The organism is Streptomyces sp. NPDC102270 (genome assembly GCF_044766405.1).
In the GTDB taxonomy this organism is placed as follows: Bacteria; Actinomycetota; Actinomycetes; order Streptomycetales; family Streptomycetaceae; genus Streptomyces.
In genome coordinates this window covers 285567-303075 of record NZ_JBIWLX010000007.1, presented here as the reverse complement: position 1 = coordinate 303075, position 17509 = coordinate 285567, and the positions used below count along the sequence as shown (strand labels likewise).

Genomic DNA, 17509 nt, shown 5'->3' with positions numbered 1-17509 from the left:
GAAGGCCTTACCGGCCATCCGGCCCGGTCCGGTTCGTATACGGAACATCCGTCCGGTTAGGCTCATGACATGCATGCCTGGCCCGCTTCCGAGGTCCCCGCCCTGCCTGGTCAGGGCCGCGACCTGAGGATCCACGACACCGCGACCGGTGGCTTGGTCTCCCTTGCCCCCGGTCCCGTCGCCCGTCTCTACGTCTGCGGCATCACGCCGTACGACGCCACCCACATGGGGCACGCGGCGACCTACAACGCGTTCGACCTCGTGCAGCGCGTGTGGCTCGACACCAAGCGCCAGGTTCACTACGTCCAGAACGTCACCGACATCGACGACCCGCTCCTGGAGCGCGCCGAGCGGGACAGCCTCGACTGGGCCGCCCTCGCCGAAAAGGAGACGGCCCTCTTCCGCGAGGACATGACCGCCCTGAGGATGTTGCCCCCGCGGCAGTACATCGGCGCGGTCGAGGCGATACCGGGGATCGTGCCGCTCGTCGAGCGGCTGCGGGACGCCGGTGCCGCGTACGAACTCGAAGGGGACGTCTACTTCTCCGTCGAGTCCGACCCGCACTTCGGCCAGGTCTCGAACCTCGACGCGGCCGCCATGCGGCTGCTGTCCGCCGAGCGCGGCGGCGACCCGGACCGCCCGGGCAAGAAGAACCCGCTCGACCCCATGCTGTGGATGGCCGCCCGCGAGGGTGAGCCGCGCTGGGACGGCGCCTCGCTCGGCCCTGGGCGCCCCGGCTGGCACATCGAGTGCGTCGCGATCGCCCTCGACCACCTCGGCATGGGTTTCGACGTCCAGGGCGGCGGCTCCGACCTCGCCTTCCCGCACCACGAGATGGGCGCCTCGCACGCCCAGGTGCTGACCGGCGAGTTCCCCATGGCCAAGGCGTACGTCCACGCCGGCATGGTCGGCCTCGACGGCGAGAAGATGTCCAAGTCCAAGGGCAACCTGGTCTTCGTGTCGCAGCTGCGGCGCGAGGGCGTCGATCCCGCCGCCATCCGGCTGGCGCTGCTCGCCCACCACTACCGGGCCGACTGGGAGTGGACCGACCAGGTCCTCCAGGACGCCGTGGAGCGGCTGGGCCGCTGGCGTGCCGCCGTCTCGCGGCCGGACGGACCGTCCGCCGAGACCCTCGTCGAGGAGATCCGCGAGGCCCTCGCGAACGACCTCGACGCGCCCACCGCGCTGGCCGCCGTCGACCGCTGGGCCGCCGTGCAGGAGGAGCAGGGCGGTACCGACATGGGCGCGCCCGGTGTGGTGACACGTGCGGTGGACGCACTGCTCGGCGTGGCCCTCTAGAACGGCCTCTGCCAGAAGCCGCAGCGACAGGGAAGCGGCCCTTGTCGCTGCGGCCACCGGTCAGGCCCCGTGCCGAACTGCCGCGGTCGCGGCGGGAGTTCATGGCGATAAGGACTGTGACGGCGGCCGTCATGTGATGGGGTGGGAGCGTCGCCTGACCGTTCGGCCGGCCGTGCGCCGGCCCCCTTGCAGAAGGACGCACCATGGCACTCGCAGACCGTTCCTTCGCACGTCGCACACTCCTGACCACGACCGCCGCGCTGGGCGGAGCGGCCCTGCTCGGCGGCACCGCGCACGCGGCCGAAACCCGGCACGCCGCGTGGCCCGCGCAGTTCCCCCTCCCCGACGGCTTCCGGCCCGAGGGCATCACCATCGGCTCCGAGCCGTACGCCTACTTCGGCTCGCTGGCGAACGGCGACATCTACCGGGCGAGCCTGGCCACCGGCCGCGGCAAGGTCGTCGCGAAGGGCTCCGGGCGCCCGACCGTGGGTCTGAAGATCGACCGGCACGGCAGACTCTTCCTCGCCGGCGGCGACAGCGGCGAGATACGGACCGTCGACGCCCGCTCCGGCGTGACCGAGCAGGTCTACGCCACCGGCGGCACCTTCGTGAACGACGTGATCCTCACGCCGGGCGCCGCCTGGTTCACCGACTCCTTCAAGCCGGTGCTCTACAAACTGACCAAGGGCGCGCTGACGACCGTACCGCTGACCGGGGACTGGCAGCAGGGCCCCGACTTCACGGCCAACGGCATCGAGCGCACACCCGACGGCCGCGCCCTGCTCGTGGTGAACGACTTCGCGGACGGCGGCAGTCTCCTGCGGGTCGACCCGCGCACCGGCGCCGCGCGCGCCGTCGACCTGGGCGGGGCGAAACTCCCCAACGGCGACGGTCTGTTGCTGCGCGGCCGGATCCTCTACGTCGTCCAGCAGCGGCAGAACGCGATCGACGTGTTCCGGCTGAACGACTCGGGCACCCGGGGCACCGCGATCGCCCGGATCACCGACCCGCGCTTCCGCATCCCGACGACGGTCGCCGCCTGGGGCGGGCGGCTGTATCTGCCCAACGCGCGCTTCGACGTGGAGCCGACACCCACCACGGACTACGACGTGGTGGCGGTGCGGCAGGTCTGACACGGCCGAGGGCGGTGCGCATCCCGCGCACCGCCCTCACCATCCTGACCGACCCCGGCCCGGCCCCGGCTCAGTCCTCCGGCGAGGAGTCCTCGTCGTCCGTCTCCGGCTCACGCTCCGGTTCCGTCTCCGGCTTCGGCGCCTTGGGAGGCTTCGTACGACCACCGGGGCTGTCCCGCAGATAGGTCGTGCTGTCGCTGCCGTCCGCGGTCGCGTGTCCGCCCGGCTGACCCGGCTGGCCGCCGTCCCGGCGCCGCAGATACCGCTCGAACTCCCGGGCGATCGCCTCGCCCGAGGCCTCCGGCAGCTCCGCGGTGTCCCGGGCCTCCTCCAGCGTCTGGACGTACTCCGCGACCTCGCTGTCCTCTGCGGCCAGTTGGTCCACGCCCACCTGCCAGGCGCGCGCGTCCTCGCCCAGCTCGCCCAGCGGGATCCGCACGTCGATCAGGTCCTCCAGACGATTCAGGAGGGCCAGCGTCGCCTTCGGGTTCGGCGGCTGCGACACATAGTGCGGTACGGCCGCCCACAGCGACACCGCGGGCACGCCCGCGTGGGTGCAGGCCTCCTGGAGGATGCCGACGATGCCCGTGGGGCCCTCGTACTTGGTCTCCTCCAGGTCCATCCGCTGGGCCAGGTCCGGATCGGACGTGGTCCCGCTGATCGGCACCGGACGGGTGTGCGGGGTGTCACCGAGCAACGCGCCGAGGATCACCACCAGTTCCACGCCCAGTTCATGCGCGAAGCCCAGCAGCTCGTTGCAGAACGAGCGCCAGCGCATCGACGGTTCGATGCCTCGGACGAGTACGAGATCGCGCGGCTTCTCCCCGCCGACGCGGACCACCGACAACCTTGTCGTCGGCCATGTGATCTTGCGCACTCCGCCGTCCAGCCACACCGTGGGGCGGTTCACCTGGAAGTCGTAGTAGTCCTCGGCGTCTAGCGCCGCGAACACCTCGCCCTTCCACTCCTTGTCCAGATGCGCGACCGCGGTGGAGGCGGCGTCGCCGGCGTCGTTCCAGCCCTCGAACGCGGCCACCATGACCGGGTCGATCAGCTCGGGAACCCCCTCGAGCTCGATCACCCAGCGCCTCCTTCCGACGTGCCCTCGCCTAACGCACCAACCTTACGGCGTCCGGCGGGGGCGCCCGCAGCCCCCTTGCACGGGGGAGTGAACGATCACTGCCCCGTTCGCCACCCCCGAACACCCCGCCCTTCGGGCAGGCCGTCCCCGGAGCGGCTCACAGCGTGGAGCGCAGCCATTGTTCGACGCTCGCGATGTGGACCGTCGCCCAGGAGCGGGCCGCCTCGCCGTCCCGGTCCCGCAGGGCCGCCAGGATCGCGCGGTGCTCGTGCAGCGTGCGGCTGACCGCGTCCTCCTGGGTCAGGCCGCGCCAGATGCGGGCCCGGGTGGTGGGCCCGGACAGGCCGTCAAGGAGGGAGCAGAGCACGGAGTTGCCGGAGCTCTGCACGATCCCGCGATGGAAGTCGAGATCGCAGGCGACCAGTTCCTCCACCGACGGGCTGTCGCCCAGCTTGTCCAACTGTGCGGCCAGCGCGTCCAGTTGCTGCTCGCTGATCCGGGAGGCGGCCATCGCGGTGGCGGCCGGCTCCAGGATGCGGCGCACGGCCAGGAACTCCAGGACCGTGTCGTCGCGGTGGAAGTCCACGACGAAGCTCAGCGCCTCCAGCAGGAGCTGCGGGTCCAGGCTGGTCACGTAGGTGCCGTCGCCCTGGCGCACGTCCAGGATGCGGATCAGTGACAGCGCCCGTACGGCCTCGCGCAGCGAGTTGCGGGACAGCCCCAGCTCGGAGGCGAGCTCGCTCTCCTTGGGGAGCCGGTCGCCGGGGCGCAGCGCGCCGGAGACGATCATGCCCTTGATCTTCTCGATCGCCTCGTCGGTGACAGCCATGTGCGGCCTCCTTCTCGCCCCGTGGTGCGCTGAGACGTCGGATGTATCAGCTCATTATGAGGTCCCCACAGGACGGGGCGCGTCCAGACCCATAGTCGGAGCGGACCGCCGACCGGGTCGTTCCCCCAGGCCATGTACGGTGGCGAGACTCACCGCAATATCAGGAGTGCCCCGAAATGCCCCAGGAACTGCGTGCTGTCGAATGGACAGGATCCGGCCTCGCGCTCATCGACCAGACGCTGCTCCCGCATCGTACCGAGACGAGGGTGGTCCGCGATGTGGACACTCTGGTCGACGCGATCCAGCGCCTCGTCGTGCGGGGCGCCCCGGCCATCGGGGCGGCCGGGGCCTACGGCGTCGCGCTGGCTCTGATCGAGGGGGAGCGGGAGGGGTGGTCGCAGGCCGAGGTGCGTGCGGCCGTCGCCCGGGTCCGGGAGGCCCGCCCGACCGCCGTCAATCTCATGGTGTGCGTGGACCGGGTGATGACCCGCTTCGAGGAGGGGCTCGACGCGGTGCTGCAGGAGGCCGAGGCGGTCCAGCGCGAGGACGTCTCGGCGAACCGGGCGATGGGCACGTTCGGTGCGGACTGGCTGCTCGAACGGGTCGGCCGGGACCGCCCGTTGCGGATCCTGACGCACTGCAACACCGGTGCGCTGGCGACGGCCGGGTGGGGCACGGCCCTCGGCGTCATCCGTGAACTCCACGCGCGCGGGCGCCTGGAGGTCGTCTACGCCGACGAGACGCGTCCCCTGCTCCAGGGGTCCCGGCTCACCGCCTGGGAGCTGGTCCAGGAGGGCATCCCGCACTACGTCCAGGCCGACGGGGCCGCCGCAGGAACGATCCTGCGCGGCGAGGTCGACGCGGCGATCGTCGGGGCGGACCGCATCGCGGCCAACGGCGACACGGCGAACAAGGTGGGCACGGTGGCCCTCGCCCTCGCCTGCGCCGACGCGGGCATCCCGTTCCTGGTGGCGGCACCGACCACGACGGTCGACCTCGCCACCAAGAGCGGCGACGACATCCACATAGAACTGCGCGCCGAGTCCGAGGTGCTGGAGTGGGGCGGTGTGCGGACGGCTCCGGCGCGGTCCCGCGGCCACAATCCGGCCTTCGACGTGACACCGGGGCGCCTGGTGACCGGTCTGGTGACCGAGCGGGGCGTGCTGGAGGTCTCGGCGGGCGAACTCCCGGGCGACCGGCTGAAGTAGCCGCCCGAAACAGCGGGGATCCCCGGAACCGGGGATCCCTTCCGCCGTCTCAGCGGCCCGTCAGCTCCAACTCCAGCAGCCACTCCACCACTTCGGTGTGATGACGGGCCTGCCGGGGATCCGCACCCCACACGTACAGCCCGTGCCCGGCCACGACCACCGCCGGCATCCGGGGGTCCCGCGCCGCCTCCAGACGGTCCCCGAGCACCTTCATGTCCTGGCTGTTGGCGATGACCGGCAGGGTCACCTCGACGTCGTGTGCGCTCTGGCCGACGCCCTTGAGCATCTCCAGGTCGCTGAAAACGATGCCGCCCGGCTTCCGCCTGCCCATGGCCACCGAGGCGACGGTGTGTACGTGGACCACGGCACCGGCCCCGGTGAGCGCCGCGACGCGCGCGTGCAGCTCGGCCTCGGCGGACGGCTTCCCGCCCTGCACCGCGGCCCCCTGACCGTCGACCAGCACCACGTCCGCGGGCGTCAGTTCACCCTTGTCGTGCCCGCTGGCGGTGACGGCGAGCCGCAGCGGCTCACGGGAGAGCACCACGGACAGGTTCCCGGACGTCCCGCGCATCCAGCCGAAGGAGGCGAAACGGGCGGACTCGGCGGCGAGGACCGCCCCCGCCTCCTCCAGGTCGAGTGCGCTGATGTCGGCGGTCACGAAGTGCTCCTTGAAACGGTGATCTCGTCGAACGTCCCCGCCACGGCGTGGTCGCCGACGCCCTGTTCGAAGTACGGCTCCCCGGGCCGACGGATCCCGACGGCATGCCAGCCCGCCTCGCGGGCCGCGTCCAGCTCGCCGGGCCGGTCGGAGAGGAACAGCAGGCGGCCCGGCGCGACGCCGGTCGCCGAGGCGATCCGGCGGTACGACTCCGCCTCCTGCTTGGGCCCGGCGTTCTCCGTGTCGTAGAGCCCGGAGACCAGCGGGGTGAGGTCGCCCTCCGGGCTGTGGGTGAACCACGCCCGCTGCGCGGCGACCGACCCCGACGAGTACACGTGGAGCCGTACGCCCGCGGCGTGCCAGGTGCGCAACCGCGGTACGACGTCGTCGTAGAAGTGCGAGACGAGGTCGCCGCGGGCGAAGCCCTCGGACCAGACGATGCCCTGGAGGGTCTTGAGCGGGGTCGCCTTGCGGTCCTCGTCGAGCCACGCGTTGAGCGCCTTCTCGACGCGGACAGCGTCGGCGTCCGGTTCGCCGATCTCCTCGCGGACCTGAGCGACGGCCCGTGCCACCTCGGGGTCCCCGGACCGCTCGGTGAGCAGCGCGGCGAACCGCGAGCGGGAGTACGGGTACAGCACGTCGACGACGAACCCCGTGGCGCTCGTGGTGCCTTCGATGTCGAGCACCACGGCGTCGACGTCGTAGTGCAACGTCATGCGGCGGTCCTGTCGGCCTCGTAACCGGCCGCGATGGTGTCGTAGTCCGGGAAGCGGGAGGCGATGGGGGAGCCGGTGAAGGTGCCGACCCAGCCGTCCTCCTCGTGGAAGAAGCGGATCGCGGTGAACGACGGACGGGTGCCCATGTCGAACCAGTGCGTGGTGCCGCGCGGCACGCCGAGGAGGTCGCCCTTCTCGCAGAGGACCGCGTGCACCTCGCCGTTCACGTGCAGGTAGAAGATGCCGGAGCCGGAGACGAAGAAGCGGACCTCGTCATCGTCGTCGTGGGTGTGCTCCTGGAGGAACTTCTCGCGGGCCGCCTTGGCCTTCGCGGGGAACTCCGGGTCGTCGCTCGGGTGCAGACCGAGGACGTCGACGGTGGTGAAGCCCTCCTCGGCGTTCAGCTTGTCGATCTCGGGGCCGTAGGCGGCGAAGACCGTCTCGCTGTCGGCGTCGGACGGGACGTCCTCGCGGACCGGCCACTGCTCGTAGCGCACACCGATCGGCTTGAGCGCCTCGGCGATCTCGACGGGGTCCGAGGTGCGGCGGACCAGGGTCTCGGGGCCGGACTCGGACCAGGTGGTCAGCAGCGTCATGGGAGCAACTCCAGGCTTCTGGAAGGAAAGTCCGGATACTGAGACGAGCACCGGACGGAAGGGGGAGGAAGAGGGACGGCGGAGGACGGTCGGCGGCGGTGGGTCAGCCGCGACATGACGCGCCGGGACAGCGGTGCATGCCGGGCATACACGTCGCTTTCGCGCCAGGTGTCGTCATCGGAGCCTCACTGTGCCGGGTCGGGTGCCGGTTCTGCGATGGTAACTCCGGGCAGGCAGGCGCTCCGGTGTGACGTAGTCGTTGTCTCACCTGCTGAGAAAGCGGTTCCATATCTTTGACGTGTGGCTGAAAACGTTCTCATGATCTGCGTATGAAGACGCTGCTGCTCGTGCGGCGGCTGTACGTGGACTTGCTCCGGTCGACCACAGCCAGCTGTCGCTGACCCCTCCCGGAGCCCTCGCGCGCCCCCGCCACCCCTGACATCAGTGGCGCATTTCTTTCGCTCGCTCCGGGACACGCACTCCCTCTGTCTTCCTCACCCCGTACCTGGAGCCCCTCATGTCCCGTACCCGTCTGCCCCTCGCCGCGCTATCCCTCGCGTCCGTCTCCGCCCTCGTGCTCTCGGGCTGCTCGCAGTCCACGGACGCGTCGAAGAACACCGGCGACACCACCGCCTCCGCCTCGGCCGCCACCGGCAAGAAGCCCGCCCCGTTCAGTGCGGGCGCGGTCAAGGTGGCCCTGGTCCGGCAGAGCGGCGCCGGCGACTACTTCGAGCAGTGGGGCAACGGCGCCAAGGCCCAGGCCAAGGCCCTCGGCATCGACCTGACCGTGTACGACGCCCAGGCCGACAACGCCAAGCAGGCCACCGACCTGTCCTCGGCGATCAACTCCGGCGCCAAGGCGATCATCATCGACCACGGCTTCCCGGCCACGATCCAGCCGGAGATCGACAAGGCCGTCAAGAAGGGCATCAAGGTCGTCGTCTACGACGTCGAGACCCCCACCAAGGGCGTGGTGAGCACCGAGCAGGACGACGCCAGCATGGCGCAGGCCGTCCTCGACGTGATGTCCAAGGACCTCGGCAAGAACGCCAAGGTCGGCTACGTCAACGTCGCCGGCTATGCCGCCCTCGACAAGCGGAACACCGTCTGGGCCAAGGAAGTCGCCGCGCAGGGCTGGAAGCAGCAGTTCAAGGTAGGCAAGGTCACCGACTCCACGGCCACCGACAACGTTCCCCTGGTCTCGGCCGCGCTCACCCAGCACTCGGACGTGACCGGCGTCTTCGCCCCCTACGACGAGCTGGCCAAGGGCACGGTCCTCGCGGTGCAGAACAAGAAGCTCCAGGACAAGGTGAAGGTCTTCGGCGCGGACGTCTCCAACGCCGACATCCAGCAGATGACCGCCGCCGACAGCCCGTGGGTCGCCACGGCGGGCACCGACCCGTCCGCGGTCGGCGCCGCCGTCGTCCGCACGACCGCCCTGGAGCTGGCCGGTCAACTGGGCAAGAGCTCGGTGGAGTTCCCGGCCGTCGCCATCACCCAGGACTTCCTGCGCGAGAAGAAGATCGAGAACATGGACCAGCTGCGTGAGGCGCTGCCCGCGCTGAACCTGTCGCAGGTGTCGACCGCCGACTGGATCTCGAATGTCGCCCACTGAGGCTCCCGCTGTCGCCCTCACCGACGTCAGCATGGCGTTCGGCGGCAAGACCGTCCTCGCCTCCGTCACCCTCGACATCGCCCCGGGCAGCGTGACCGCGCTGCTCGGCGCGAACGGCGCCGGCAAGTCCACGCTGATCAAGATCCTTTCGGGGGTGCACACGGACCACGGGGGCCAGGTGCGGGTGGCCGGCGAGCCCGCGGCTCTGCGGTCCCCGCTCGCCGCCCGCCAGTTGGGCATCCAGACCGTGCACCAGCGCATCGGCGAGGGCATCGTGCCGGGCCTCACGGTCGCCGAGAACCTGGTCTTCGAGGAGCTGGCACAGGCGCGCGGCAACCCGTTCCTGAACAGGCGCCGTGTCCTCGCGCGGGCCCGCGAGATCCAGGCGGGCCTCGATCTCGGCTGGAGCGACTCGGTGCTGCGCCGCGATGTGAGCGAACTCGGCATATCCGACCGCCAGTTGCTGATCCTCGCCCGCGCCCTGGCCACCCGCCCCCGGCTGCTGATCCTCGACGAACCCACCTCGGCCCTGTCCGCCACCGAGGCCGAACGCCTCTTCGCGCTCGTGGAGAAGATGCGCGACGACGGCATCGCGGTCCTCTACGTCTCCCACCGCCTCGGCGAGATCGACGCTCTCGCCGACCGTCTGGTCGTCCTGCGGGACGGCCGTCTCACCGAGGACCAGGCCAAGCCCTTCGACTGGGACAGCGCCCTGCGAGCGATGCTGGCGCAGGCCCACGAGGCGACGACGGCACGGCCGGTGCGGGAAGGCGCAGAAGGCGGTGTCGCCCTCTCGCTGCGCGGCGTACAGCTCTTCGAGGGCCGTTCGCTCGACCTCGAACTGCGCACCGGCGAGGTCACCGGAGTCGTGGGCCTGTTGGGCGCCGGCAAGACCGAGCTGGCCCGCGGCCTTTTCGGCGCCGAGCCCTTCGCGGCCGGGTCCATGCACCTGGACGGCACACCGTACGCGCCGAAGAGGCCCTCCGACGCGATCCGCAAGCGCGTCCACCTCGTCCCCGAGGACCGGCACGCCGACGCGCTCGTCCCCGGCTGGTCCCTGGCCCAGAACATCTCGCTGCCGTTCCTGAAGTCGCTGTCCAGGACGGGGCTGGTGAACACGGGCAAGGAGGACGCCCTCGGCCGCCACACCATCGAGGCCCTCGGCGTGGTCGCCCGCGACGAGCACAGCACCGTGGAGGAGCTGTCCGGCGGCAACCAGCAGAAGGTCGTCGTCGGCCGCTGGCTCGCCGAGACACCCCGTGTCCTCATCCTGGACGAGCCGTTCCGAGGCGTGGACATCGGTGCCCGGCGTGACATCGGCCGCCGGGCCCGCACCCTCGCCGCCGAGGGCGCCGCCGTGCTCGTCCTGTCCGCGGACGTCGACGAGGTCCTGGAGATCGCCGACCGGGTCGTCGTGCTCGCCGCCGGTGAGATCCACCTCGACGCGTACGGCGAGGACGCGGAACGCGACCGCGTCATCCAGACCATCTCCGCGTCCGTGTGACCCCGGCTCCCTGAGGAACTACGCCATGACCACCACCCAGAGCACGGAAGTCCCCACGAAGGCGGAGCTCCCGCCCGCCGACAGCACCGCCGTACGCGTCCAGAACGCCGTCATCAAGTACGGCTTCATCTTCGTCACGGTCGCGCTGTTCCTGTACTTCGCGCTGAGCGAGGGCTCCTTCCGCGAGTCGGCGACCCTCCTCGACACCCTCCGGTACGTCTCCGTCGCCGCGATCCTCGGCCTCGGCGTCACCCTCACCATGGCCGTCGGCGGAATGGACATGTCCGTCGGCGCGGTCGCGGGCCTCGGCGTCTCGGTCGCCGCCCAGACCATGGTCGTCCAGAACCAGGTCGGCGCGGTCGCGATCACCGCGGTCCTCGTGGCGGGCGCCCTCGCGGGCCTGCTCAACGCCCTGCTCATCGTCGTACTGAAGATCCCCGACATGCTCGCCACCCTCGGCACCATGTTCGTCATCCAGGGCGGCAAGCTGATCCTGGTCGACGGACAGTCCATCACCCCGGGGATGACCCTGGACGACGGCACCACGGCCCCCGGCAAGTTCACCGCCGGCTTCCTGCGCATCGACCGCGGCACCGTGCTCGGCATTCCCGTCTCGGTCCTCATCTTCGGCGGACTGACGGTCGCCGCCTGGGTGTTCCTCGCCCGCACCCGCTGGGGCCGGGTGCTCTACGCGATCGGCGCCAACCCGGAGGCCTCCCGCCTGGCCGGCATCCGCGTCGGCGCGTACCGGGCACTGGCCTACGTCGTCTCCGGCGTCCTCGCCTCCATCGGCGGCCTGATCCTCGCCTCCCGCATCGGCCAGGGCGACGTCTCCGCGGGAACCTCCCAGCTCCTGGAGGCGGTGGCCGTGGCGCTGGTCGGCACGTCGGTCCTCGGCCGGGGCCGCCCGAACGTCTGGGGCACGGCCCTCGGCGCGGTGCTCATCGGCATCATCACCACCGGCCTGACCATCAAGGGCCTGCCGTACTACACCCAGGACGTCGTCGAGGGCGCGGTCCTCATCCTCGCCCTGGTCTTCAGCTTCACCCTGTCCAAGCGCCGTACGTCTTGAGGAGACACATGGGCTACCGCATCCTGGAGACCGACGACATCCCGGCGTACCTGCGCGAACGCGGCCACTGGGACGACCTGGGCGACATCGCCGTACGGGAGGTCTCCGACGGCAACATGAACCGGGTCTTCCTCGCTTCCTCGGCCGACGGCAGCCGCAGCCTCGCCGTGAAGCAGGCCCTGCCCTGGGTGCGCGTGGCGGGCCCGTCCTGGCCGATGAACCCGGACCGTGCCGACGCCGAGGCCCGCGCCTACGAGCAGATCGCGAAGGTCGCCCCCGACGAGATCCCGGCGATCCACGGCTACGACAGCGAGAACTACGCGCTCGTCATGGAGGACATGTCGGACCTGGAGGTCCTGCGCACCCTCCTGAACGAGGGAGCGTCGTACGGCCCCCACACCTCGGCCCGCGTCGGCGAACTGGTGGCCCGGCTCTCCTTCGCCACCAGTGACTTCGGCATGCCCTCCGCCGAACGCAAGGCGCTGATCGCGGCCTCGGTGAGCCCCGAGCTCTGCAAGATCACGGAAGACGTGGTGCTGTCGGAACCGTACATCGAGCACGAACACAACCACTGGCACGAGGGCGTGGACGACCTGGCGGCCGCCTTCCGCGCGGACGCGACGCTCCGCACGGAGGTGGCCGAGCTCAGGCACCTGTTCATGACCAGCGCCCAGGCCCTCCTCCACGGGGACCTGCACACCGGCAGCATCATGGTCGGCGACCGTGAAGGGGCCCAGGTCGTCCGGGTCTTCGACCCCGAGTTCTCCTTCGTGGGGCCCATCGGCTTCGATCTCGGCCTGTACTGGGCCAACGCCCTGGTCTCGGAGGAACGGGCCCGCGCGCTGGGCGGCCTTACGGACCACGCCGACCAACTCCGGCTGTCCTGGGAGGCGTTCGAGACGGAGTTCCGCCGCCTGTGGCCGACCCGGGTGGACAGGTTCTTCGACGACGCCTACCTGGACCGCTTCCTGAGGAGGGTCTGGACGGAGTCCCTCGGCTACGCGGGCACGGAAATCATCCGCCGCATCATCGGCTTCGCCCACCTCACCGACCTCACAACGCTCCCGGACCAGGTCCCGGCATCCCGGCGAGCACTGCTGCTCGGTCGCGAACTCATCGTGCGCCGCGCTGAGTTGACGTCGCCGGGCGCCGTACGCGATCTCGTGGCGTCACTCGTCTGAACGCTCTGCGGTCGTGTGTCCGACGACGAATCCGAGGCTGGGCTGCAGGTCGATATAGACGTCGCTGTCGGCAAGTTCGTGAGCCGCGGTGATGACGGTCATGCGTGCTCTGGCCCTCAACGGACGCCGGGCCCAAGCACTTGAGGTGATTGGCAGGTTGCGGACCCGGTTGGTCGATGAGATCGGCATCGACCCCGGCCATCCGCTGCAGCAGCTCCAGCTGAAAATTCTGGACTCACGCACTACTGAATACTTGCCACTGGCCGCAGGATAAACACCAGACGACTGGTTGAATGCATCACATCAATTCTACCGCCAAGCTACTGCTTGCTCGGCGGTAGAATCGAACTTAATCGACCAAAGCGATGGAAACCTCCAAGTAGGCCATTTCCGAATCTCCATATGTTACATCGCCAAAGATAACTCGGTCGGTTCGGCAGGAGAGTACGGAATTCTGTCGTGCGTATCCCTACTGAGAGGATGGCCGGATGTCCACAAGTTTGTGACCCTTATGGGCGTGCACGATGAGTGTCTGATTGCGGCAGCCGTAGAAATCAGTACGACCACGCGCAACGGCGTTGTACGGGTACCAAGGCGATCGCCTCCCGTTGGCTCCACTTGATCACTCGTTCTCAGGCCTTCTGGGCAGGCCAGGCGAGCGGGGACTGGTGAACGCGACCAGTCCCCCTCGGGAGAGCACCACGATGGCGTTGCAACTGTACTGGCAGTATTCGATCTCGCCGTCGGATGTCGAGTGGCTGGACAGCAAGTTCCAGGCCGGCTGGCTCAGAGAGGCGGTACAGCCCCACTCCTGCAGCGGGCAGACTTCCTGAGTCTCAAGATCCGGCGCCTGCTCATCCCGGCTGCGCCGAGGGCTTTCGGTGCTGCGGGTGGTCAGTCGTGGTCGGGCCGGGCGTGAGAGAGCGCGGCATCGGTGTCGTCTCCCTTCAGATGTGCCGCAGCCCCAGGCTGCGGAATGACGGGTTCGAGAAGGGTGCGGAAGAACAGCCAGCTCAGTGCCGGCATGAGGACGAGTGGTGCCAGGGCGGTTTGCAGGGATGTCGCGTCGGCGAGACTGCCGATGAGGGGACTTGCCAGGCCGCCGATGCTGACGGTCAGGCCGAGCGTGATTCCGCTGGCGGTGCCGACGCGCGAGGGCAGGTAGTCCTGGCCGAGCGTGACCTGCAGCGAGAATGGGACGTACAGGCCGGCCGAGGTCAGCGCCACGAACAGGTACAGGGCCGGACCGGGAATGAACACCACGCCTGCGACCGATCCGGCCGTGAGCAGGTACGACCAGCGGGCCACGGTGACCCGGTCCCAGCGATTGGCCAGCGCGCCGCCCAGTACGGAACCCACCGCGCCGCCGAGGTAGAGCACGAACAGCGCCGCGGTGCCCGCCGCCGTGCTGCCGCCCATGCGTTCCTTGGCGTACAGCGAGATGAAGGTGCTCAGGCCGATGAAGACGATCGAGCGACACACCACGGCCAGGGACAGTTTCACGAACGATGCTGTGTCGTCGGCCCCGGCCCATACGGCCGCACCGGCCCCGGCGGACTTCTGCTGCTCCAGCGCGCGCAGCACGGGCAGGCACAGCGCGGCACCCACGAGCGCTGGCAGCACCAGCAGCGGCGTCAGGCGCAGCCCCCCGGTGGTGACAACAGCGGCGACCACGAGTGGGGCCGCCGCGAAGCCGAGGTTGCCGCCCAGTGAGAACCAGCCCATCCCGCTGTGGTTGCCTCTGCTGGCGAGCCGGGCGACCCGTGCGGACTCGGGGTGATAGGCAGCAACGCCCACCCCGGACACCGCCACGAACGCGAGTGTCAGCGCGTAGGAGCCGTTCACCCCGCTCAGCGCGATGCCCAGACCACCCAGCAGCGTGCTGGCCGGCAGTAGCCAGGGCATCGCCCAGCGGTCGGTGAGGACGCCGAAGGCCGGCTGCACCACTGATGACAGGAGGGAGGCGGCGAGGACGATGCCCGAGACAGCGGCATAGCTGTAGGCGCGCTCGACGACGAAGAACGGCACCAAGGACGCTACCGCGCCCTGGTAGACGTCGACGCAGGCGTGCCCGATGGACAGCAAAGTGATGGATGCTTTTCTTCGCACCCCCTCATGGTCGACGCCAGGCAGGGTGTCGCACTTCCGATAAACTGCCAGACAATGACGAACATCCGCCATGAGCCGGTAGCACCGACCCGCACCCAGTGGCTGGCGCCCGGCGCCGCGATAGACGCCCACCGCCACGACGACCACCAGATCGTCTACGCCGGCCGCGGCGTACTGGCCGTCACCACCAGCGCAGGGTCCTGGGTCGCCCCGGGCACCCGCGCCATCTGGGTACCGGCCGGAACCGTCCACGCCCACCAGGCCCACGGCGAGCTCGAACTACATCTTGTGGGGCTGCCCGCAGCCGAGAACCCACTCGCCCTGACTACACCGACCGTACTCACAGTGGGTCCCCTGCTGCGCGAACTGATCGTCACCTACACACGCACCGAGGACGACCACAGCCCCGAACGAGCCCGCCTGCGCGCAGTATTGCTCGACCAGCTGCGCGCCTCCCCCCAGCAGCCCCTGCACTTGCCCACCCCCACCGCCCCCCTGCTGCAGACACTGTGCGACATCCTGCGCGCCCACCCGGCCGACAGCCGCACCCTCGCCGACCTGGGCCGTCAGATCGGAGCGAGCGACCGTACCCTCTCCCGGCTGTTCCGCAGCGAACTCGGCATGACCTTCCCGCAATGGCGCACCCAACTACGGCTGCACCACGCACTGGTCCTGCTGGCCGACAACACGCCCGTGACCACAGTTGCACACCTGTGCGGCTGGTCGTCCACCAGCGCCTTCATCGACGCCTTCCGCCGCACCTTCGGCCACACACCAGGCACTCACCCAAGAACCTGACCAGGCACAGCGACCCGGTCGGCGTCCCGCTACTACCGGGGCGGGTCTGCCAAACGAGCGGCTCTGACACGTAGTCGGTGGTGACGCCGGGTAGCCGTCCTTGATCATGATCTTGTGATAGATGCCAACCCCCTTGTCAGCACGGTGTTTTCCGGGCTTTCGGTGCTGGTCGTCGTGGACGTGGCGGACGGTGGTGACGCGGTACGACCCAGGAGGGGCGATGATCGAAGACGGGCTCTCGATCGGGAAGGGGCTGGGGCTCGCCACGGCCGAGGGTCGTGCCCCGGCCCGCGGTGGTGGTGAATGCCATCCTCGAACCCGGTGGCAGGACGGTGACAATCGGGACGGATCCGTAGCGGACGTACAGGGCAACCGTCACGGGTGGTGGTGGGTCGTACGGGGGGCAAGGGCACAAGCCCGCGCATTCGACGGGGGAACCAATGGGGGAGACCATGCAGATCCGTACCCGAGGCATCCGTACCACTGTGGCCGCGCTGGCGGCCGTGGCCGGTGTCGCCGCAGCCGCTGTCCCGGCCGCCGCCGCCACGCCGGCCTCCGACACACCCCGGTTCGTGGAGCCGGCCGACCTGCCGCCCCACCCGTCCTCGCCGTGGTACGCCGGAGCGGTCACGGCCGGCCAGCCCGACCCGCTGCCGATGTGCGTGGGCGACGCGCTGCCGTCCACCACCTGGCACCGGGAGTACTGGACGGAGTACGACACGAACGCTCAGCAGCTCACGGTCGAAGGGCGCAGCGAACAGTGGGCGAAGGACTTCGCGGCGCTGTTGCGCAAGGACCTGGCCAGCTGCGCGAAGAAGCTGATGCAGCAGGACCCGGACATCACGGCGACGCAGAAGTACTACGGCCGACTGAACGTCGAGGAGGGCGCCGACGTCTACGGCATCCACACAGCCTCCGCCTGGGGATCCTCCGACATCGGCCTCTTCTCGGTCGGCCGCGACGGCGCCACCGTGACGGTCGTCCGGTGGGGCCAGATGGGCACCTTCCAGCACGCCCAGGTGGCCGACTTCAAGGCCACAACCGTCACGGCGGTGAACAAGCTGTACTGAGCTTGTCGCGCACCACCACGGCGCCCCCCGTCCCCGGGAGGGCGCCGTCGTTGTTCCCGGCCGGAATGGAGCAGCGTCGGTAGAACCAGGTAGACCGGATTCTTCTGGAGCAGCAGAACAAACCCATCGTCGCCCGCGGAGACAGAGGAGGTGGCCTCCGGGCCGCGAGCGGGACGGCGGTGGCCGGCGTGGTTACCCCGGCTCAAGGCCCCGGGCAACTGGCCAGCCGCCGACGCCGAGACCCATGACCATCCACCCCAGGACGCCGACAACCTCACCACACAGGGCGTGCATCCCGCGGAGTCGGATCCGCAACCAAGTCGCTAGACCCACTGCGGCTGCCACCGCCCCGACCCCCCCGAACGGTCTCTGTAGACGAGCTGTACCGCCAGGCCATCAAGACCGGGCACGCCGTCTACGCACTGACGGCCGCCTACAACCTCGCATGTCGCTCAGACGATCCGGAGACGAGGAGGCCAGGACCTGGCTGGAGTACGCGGCGGCCTCCGCCCTCCGCACGGTCGCCTCGATGGCGCATACCGAACTCGACACCGCCCAACCCGGAAGGGGCGCGGAGGGAACAGCCCCGGGCCGTTCTGACGTCACCATCGGGGTTGCGGTGTCGGCGCCCGGCACATCC

The 17509-nt window shown here is 69.9% G+C and carries 16 protein-coding genes; 10 read left to right on the top strand and 6 right to left on the bottom strand.

Annotated features, from left to right (window positions below):
* Nucleotides 1-69 precede the first annotated feature (69 nt).
* Together mshC and ACIRP7_RS16505 are read left to right on the top strand one after the other, a co-directional pair.
* Nucleotides 70-1299 (top strand): cysteine--1-D-myo-inosityl 2-amino-2-deoxy-alpha-D-glucopyranoside ligase, encoded by a 1230-nt coding sequence (mshC, locus tag ACIRP7_RS16510; RefSeq protein ID WP_403659115.1) that lies wholly within the window; start codon nt 70-72, stop codon nt 1297-1299.
* 203 nt (nt 1300-1502) lie between these two features.
* Nucleotides 1503-2432, top strand: a complete 930-nt coding sequence (locus tag ACIRP7_RS16505; RefSeq protein ID WP_403659112.1) for an SMP-30/gluconolactonase/LRE family protein — start codon at nt 1503-1505, stop codon at nt 2430-2432.
* Between the two features lie 70 nt (nt 2433-2502).
* Here ACIRP7_RS16505 and ACIRP7_RS16500 read toward each other — a convergent pair whose 3' ends face one another.
* Together ACIRP7_RS16500 and ACIRP7_RS16495 are read right to left on the bottom strand one after the other, a co-directional pair.
* A complete protein-coding gene (locus tag ACIRP7_RS16500) occupies nt 2503-3513 on the bottom strand; it encodes a PAC2 family protein (protein ID WP_403659109.1) in 1011 nt (336 codons plus the stop codon).
* A 157-nt stretch (nt 3514-3670) separates the two neighbouring features.
* Nucleotides 3671-4342 (bottom strand): FadR/GntR family transcriptional regulator, encoded by a 672-nt coding sequence (locus ACIRP7_RS16495; RefSeq protein WP_403659106.1) that lies wholly within the window; start codon nt 4340-4342, stop codon nt 3671-3673.
* A 176-nt stretch (nt 4343-4518) separates the two neighbouring features.
* On the opposite strand from ACIRP7_RS16495, the gene mtnA reads away from it, so the two are divergent.
* Nucleotides 4519-5550, top strand: a complete 1032-nt coding sequence (mtnA, locus tag ACIRP7_RS16490) for an S-methyl-5-thioribose-1-phosphate isomerase (RefSeq protein WP_403659103.1) — start codon at nt 4519-4521, stop codon at nt 5548-5550.
* A 49-nt stretch (nt 5551-5599) separates the two neighbouring features.
* Here the strand turns inward: mtnA and mtnB are convergent, their stop codons facing one another.
* From mtnB to ACIRP7_RS16475, 3 genes are read right to left on the bottom strand one after another with little or no spacing between them, the layout of a single operon-like run.
* Nucleotides 5600-6208, bottom strand: a complete 609-nt coding sequence (gene mtnB, locus ACIRP7_RS16485; RefSeq protein WP_403659100.1) for a methylthioribulose 1-phosphate dehydratase — start codon at nt 6206-6208, stop codon at nt 5600-5602.
* On the bottom strand, nt 6205-6924 hold the full coding sequence (mtnC, locus tag ACIRP7_RS16480; RefSeq protein ID WP_403659097.1) for an acireductone synthase: 720 nt from the start codon (nt 6922-6924) through the stop codon (nt 6205-6207). Before mtnC ends, mtnB begins: the two co-directional genes overlap by 4 nt.
* The gene (locus ACIRP7_RS16475; protein WP_403659094.1) at nt 6921-7520 is read right to left on the bottom strand and encodes a 1,2-dihydroxy-3-keto-5-methylthiopentene dioxygenase; all 600 of its coding nucleotides are present in this window, start codon (nt 7518-7520) and stop codon (nt 6921-6923) included. Before ACIRP7_RS16475 ends, mtnC begins: the two co-directional genes overlap by 4 nt.
* A gap of 517 nt (nt 7521-8037) precedes the next feature.
* Here ACIRP7_RS16475 and ACIRP7_RS16470 point away from each other — a divergent pair.
* The 5 genes from ACIRP7_RS16470 to ACIRP7_RS16450 all read left to right on the top strand — a co-directional run bounded on the left by ACIRP7_RS16470 (nt 8038) and on the right by ACIRP7_RS16450 (nt 13166).
* Nucleotides 8038-9135, top strand: coding sequence for a substrate-binding domain-containing protein (locus ACIRP7_RS16470; RefSeq protein ID WP_403659091.1), 1098 nt, complete (start codon nt 8038-8040; stop codon nt 9133-9135).
* Nucleotides 9122-10639, top strand: a complete 1518-nt coding sequence (locus ACIRP7_RS16465) for a sugar ABC transporter ATP-binding protein (RefSeq protein WP_403659088.1) — start codon at nt 9122-9124, stop codon at nt 10637-10639. Before ACIRP7_RS16470 ends, ACIRP7_RS16465 begins: the two co-directional genes overlap by 14 nt.
* A 25-nt stretch (nt 10640-10664) precedes the next feature.
* Nucleotides 10665-11711 carry an ABC transporter permease gene (locus ACIRP7_RS16460; protein ID WP_403659085.1) on the top strand — a complete coding sequence of 349 codons (1047 nt, stop codon included), beginning with the start codon at nt 10665-10667 and terminating at the stop codon, nt 11709-11711.
* Nucleotides 11712-11719: 8 nt separating this feature from the next.
* The gene (gene mtnK, locus ACIRP7_RS16455; RefSeq protein ID WP_403659082.1) at nt 11720-12892 is read left to right on the top strand and encodes an S-methyl-5-thioribose kinase; all 1173 of its coding nucleotides are present in this window, start codon (nt 11720-11722) and stop codon (nt 12890-12892) included.
* A 91-nt stretch (nt 12893-12983) separates the two neighbouring features.
* Complete coding sequence (locus ACIRP7_RS16450; RefSeq protein WP_403659079.1) at nt 12984-13166, top strand: BTAD domain-containing putative transcriptional regulator; 183 nt, start codon at nt 12984-12986, stop codon at nt 13164-13166.
* A 620-nt stretch (nt 13167-13786) separates the two neighbouring features.
* On the opposite strand, the gene ACIRP7_RS16445 is transcribed toward ACIRP7_RS16450, so the two are convergent.
* Nucleotides 13787-15001 carry an MFS transporter gene (locus tag ACIRP7_RS16445; RefSeq protein ID WP_403659581.1) on the bottom strand — a complete coding sequence of 405 codons (1215 nt, stop codon included), beginning with the start codon at nt 14999-15001 and terminating at the stop codon, nt 13787-13789.
* Between the two features lie 54 nt (nt 15002-15055).
* Here ACIRP7_RS16445 and ACIRP7_RS16440 point away from each other — a divergent pair, with 54 nt between their 5' ends.
* A complete protein-coding gene (locus ACIRP7_RS16440; protein WP_403659076.1) occupies nt 15056-15799 on the top strand; it encodes an AraC family transcriptional regulator in 744 nt (247 codons plus the stop codon).
* 440 nt (nt 15800-16239) lie between these two features.
* Nucleotides 16240-16869 (top strand): hypothetical protein, encoded by a 630-nt coding sequence (locus ACIRP7_RS16435; protein ID WP_403659073.1) that lies wholly within the window; start codon nt 16240-16242, stop codon nt 16867-16869.
* Nucleotides 16870-17509: the final 640 nt, after the last annotated feature.

Excerpts from the sequence above, each read along its gene's own strand:
- ACIRP7_RS16495 (WP_403659106.1), bottom strand. The coding sequence starts at position 4,342 with ATGGCTGTCACCGACGAGGCGATCGAGAAGATCAAGGGCATGATCGTC.
- mshC (WP_403659115.1), top strand. The coding sequence starts at position 70 with ATGCATGCCTGGCCCGCTTCCGAGGTCCCCGCCCTGCCTGGTCAGGGC.
- mtnC (WP_403659097.1), bottom strand. The coding sequence starts at position 6,924 with ATGACGTTGCACTACGACGTCGACGCCGTGGTGCTCGACATCGAAGGC.
- ACIRP7_RS16475 (WP_403659094.1), bottom strand. The coding sequence starts at position 7,520 with ATGACGCTGCTGACCACCTGGTCCGAGTCCGGCCCCGAGACCCTGGTC.
- ACIRP7_RS16505 (WP_403659112.1), top strand. The coding sequence starts at position 1,503 with ATGGCACTCGCAGACCGTTCCTTCGCACGTCGCACACTCCTGACCACG.
- ACIRP7_RS16440 (WP_403659076.1), top strand. The coding sequence starts at position 15,056 with ATGACGAACATCCGCCATGAGCCGGTAGCACCGACCCGCACCCAGTGG.
- mtnK (WP_403659082.1), top strand. The coding sequence starts at position 11,720 with ATGGGCTACCGCATCCTGGAGACCGACGACATCCCGGCGTACCTGCGC.
- mtnA (WP_403659103.1), top strand. The coding sequence starts at position 4,519 with ATGCCCCAGGAACTGCGTGCTGTCGAATGGACAGGATCCGGCCTCGCG.
- ACIRP7_RS16470 (WP_403659091.1), top strand. The coding sequence starts at position 8,038 with ATGTCCCGTACCCGTCTGCCCCTCGCCGCGCTATCCCTCGCGTCCGTC.
- ACIRP7_RS16435 (WP_403659073.1), top strand. The coding sequence starts at position 16,240 with ATGGGGGAGACCATGCAGATCCGTACCCGAGGCATCCGTACCACTGTG.
- ACIRP7_RS16460 (WP_403659085.1), top strand. The coding sequence starts at position 10,665 with ATGACCACCACCCAGAGCACGGAAGTCCCCACGAAGGCGGAGCTCCCG.
- ACIRP7_RS16450 (WP_403659079.1), top strand. The coding sequence starts at position 12,984 with ATGACGGTCATGCGTGCTCTGGCCCTCAACGGACGCCGGGCCCAAGCA.
- ACIRP7_RS16465 (WP_403659088.1), top strand. The coding sequence starts at position 9,122 with ATGTCGCCCACTGAGGCTCCCGCTGTCGCCCTCACCGACGTCAGCATG.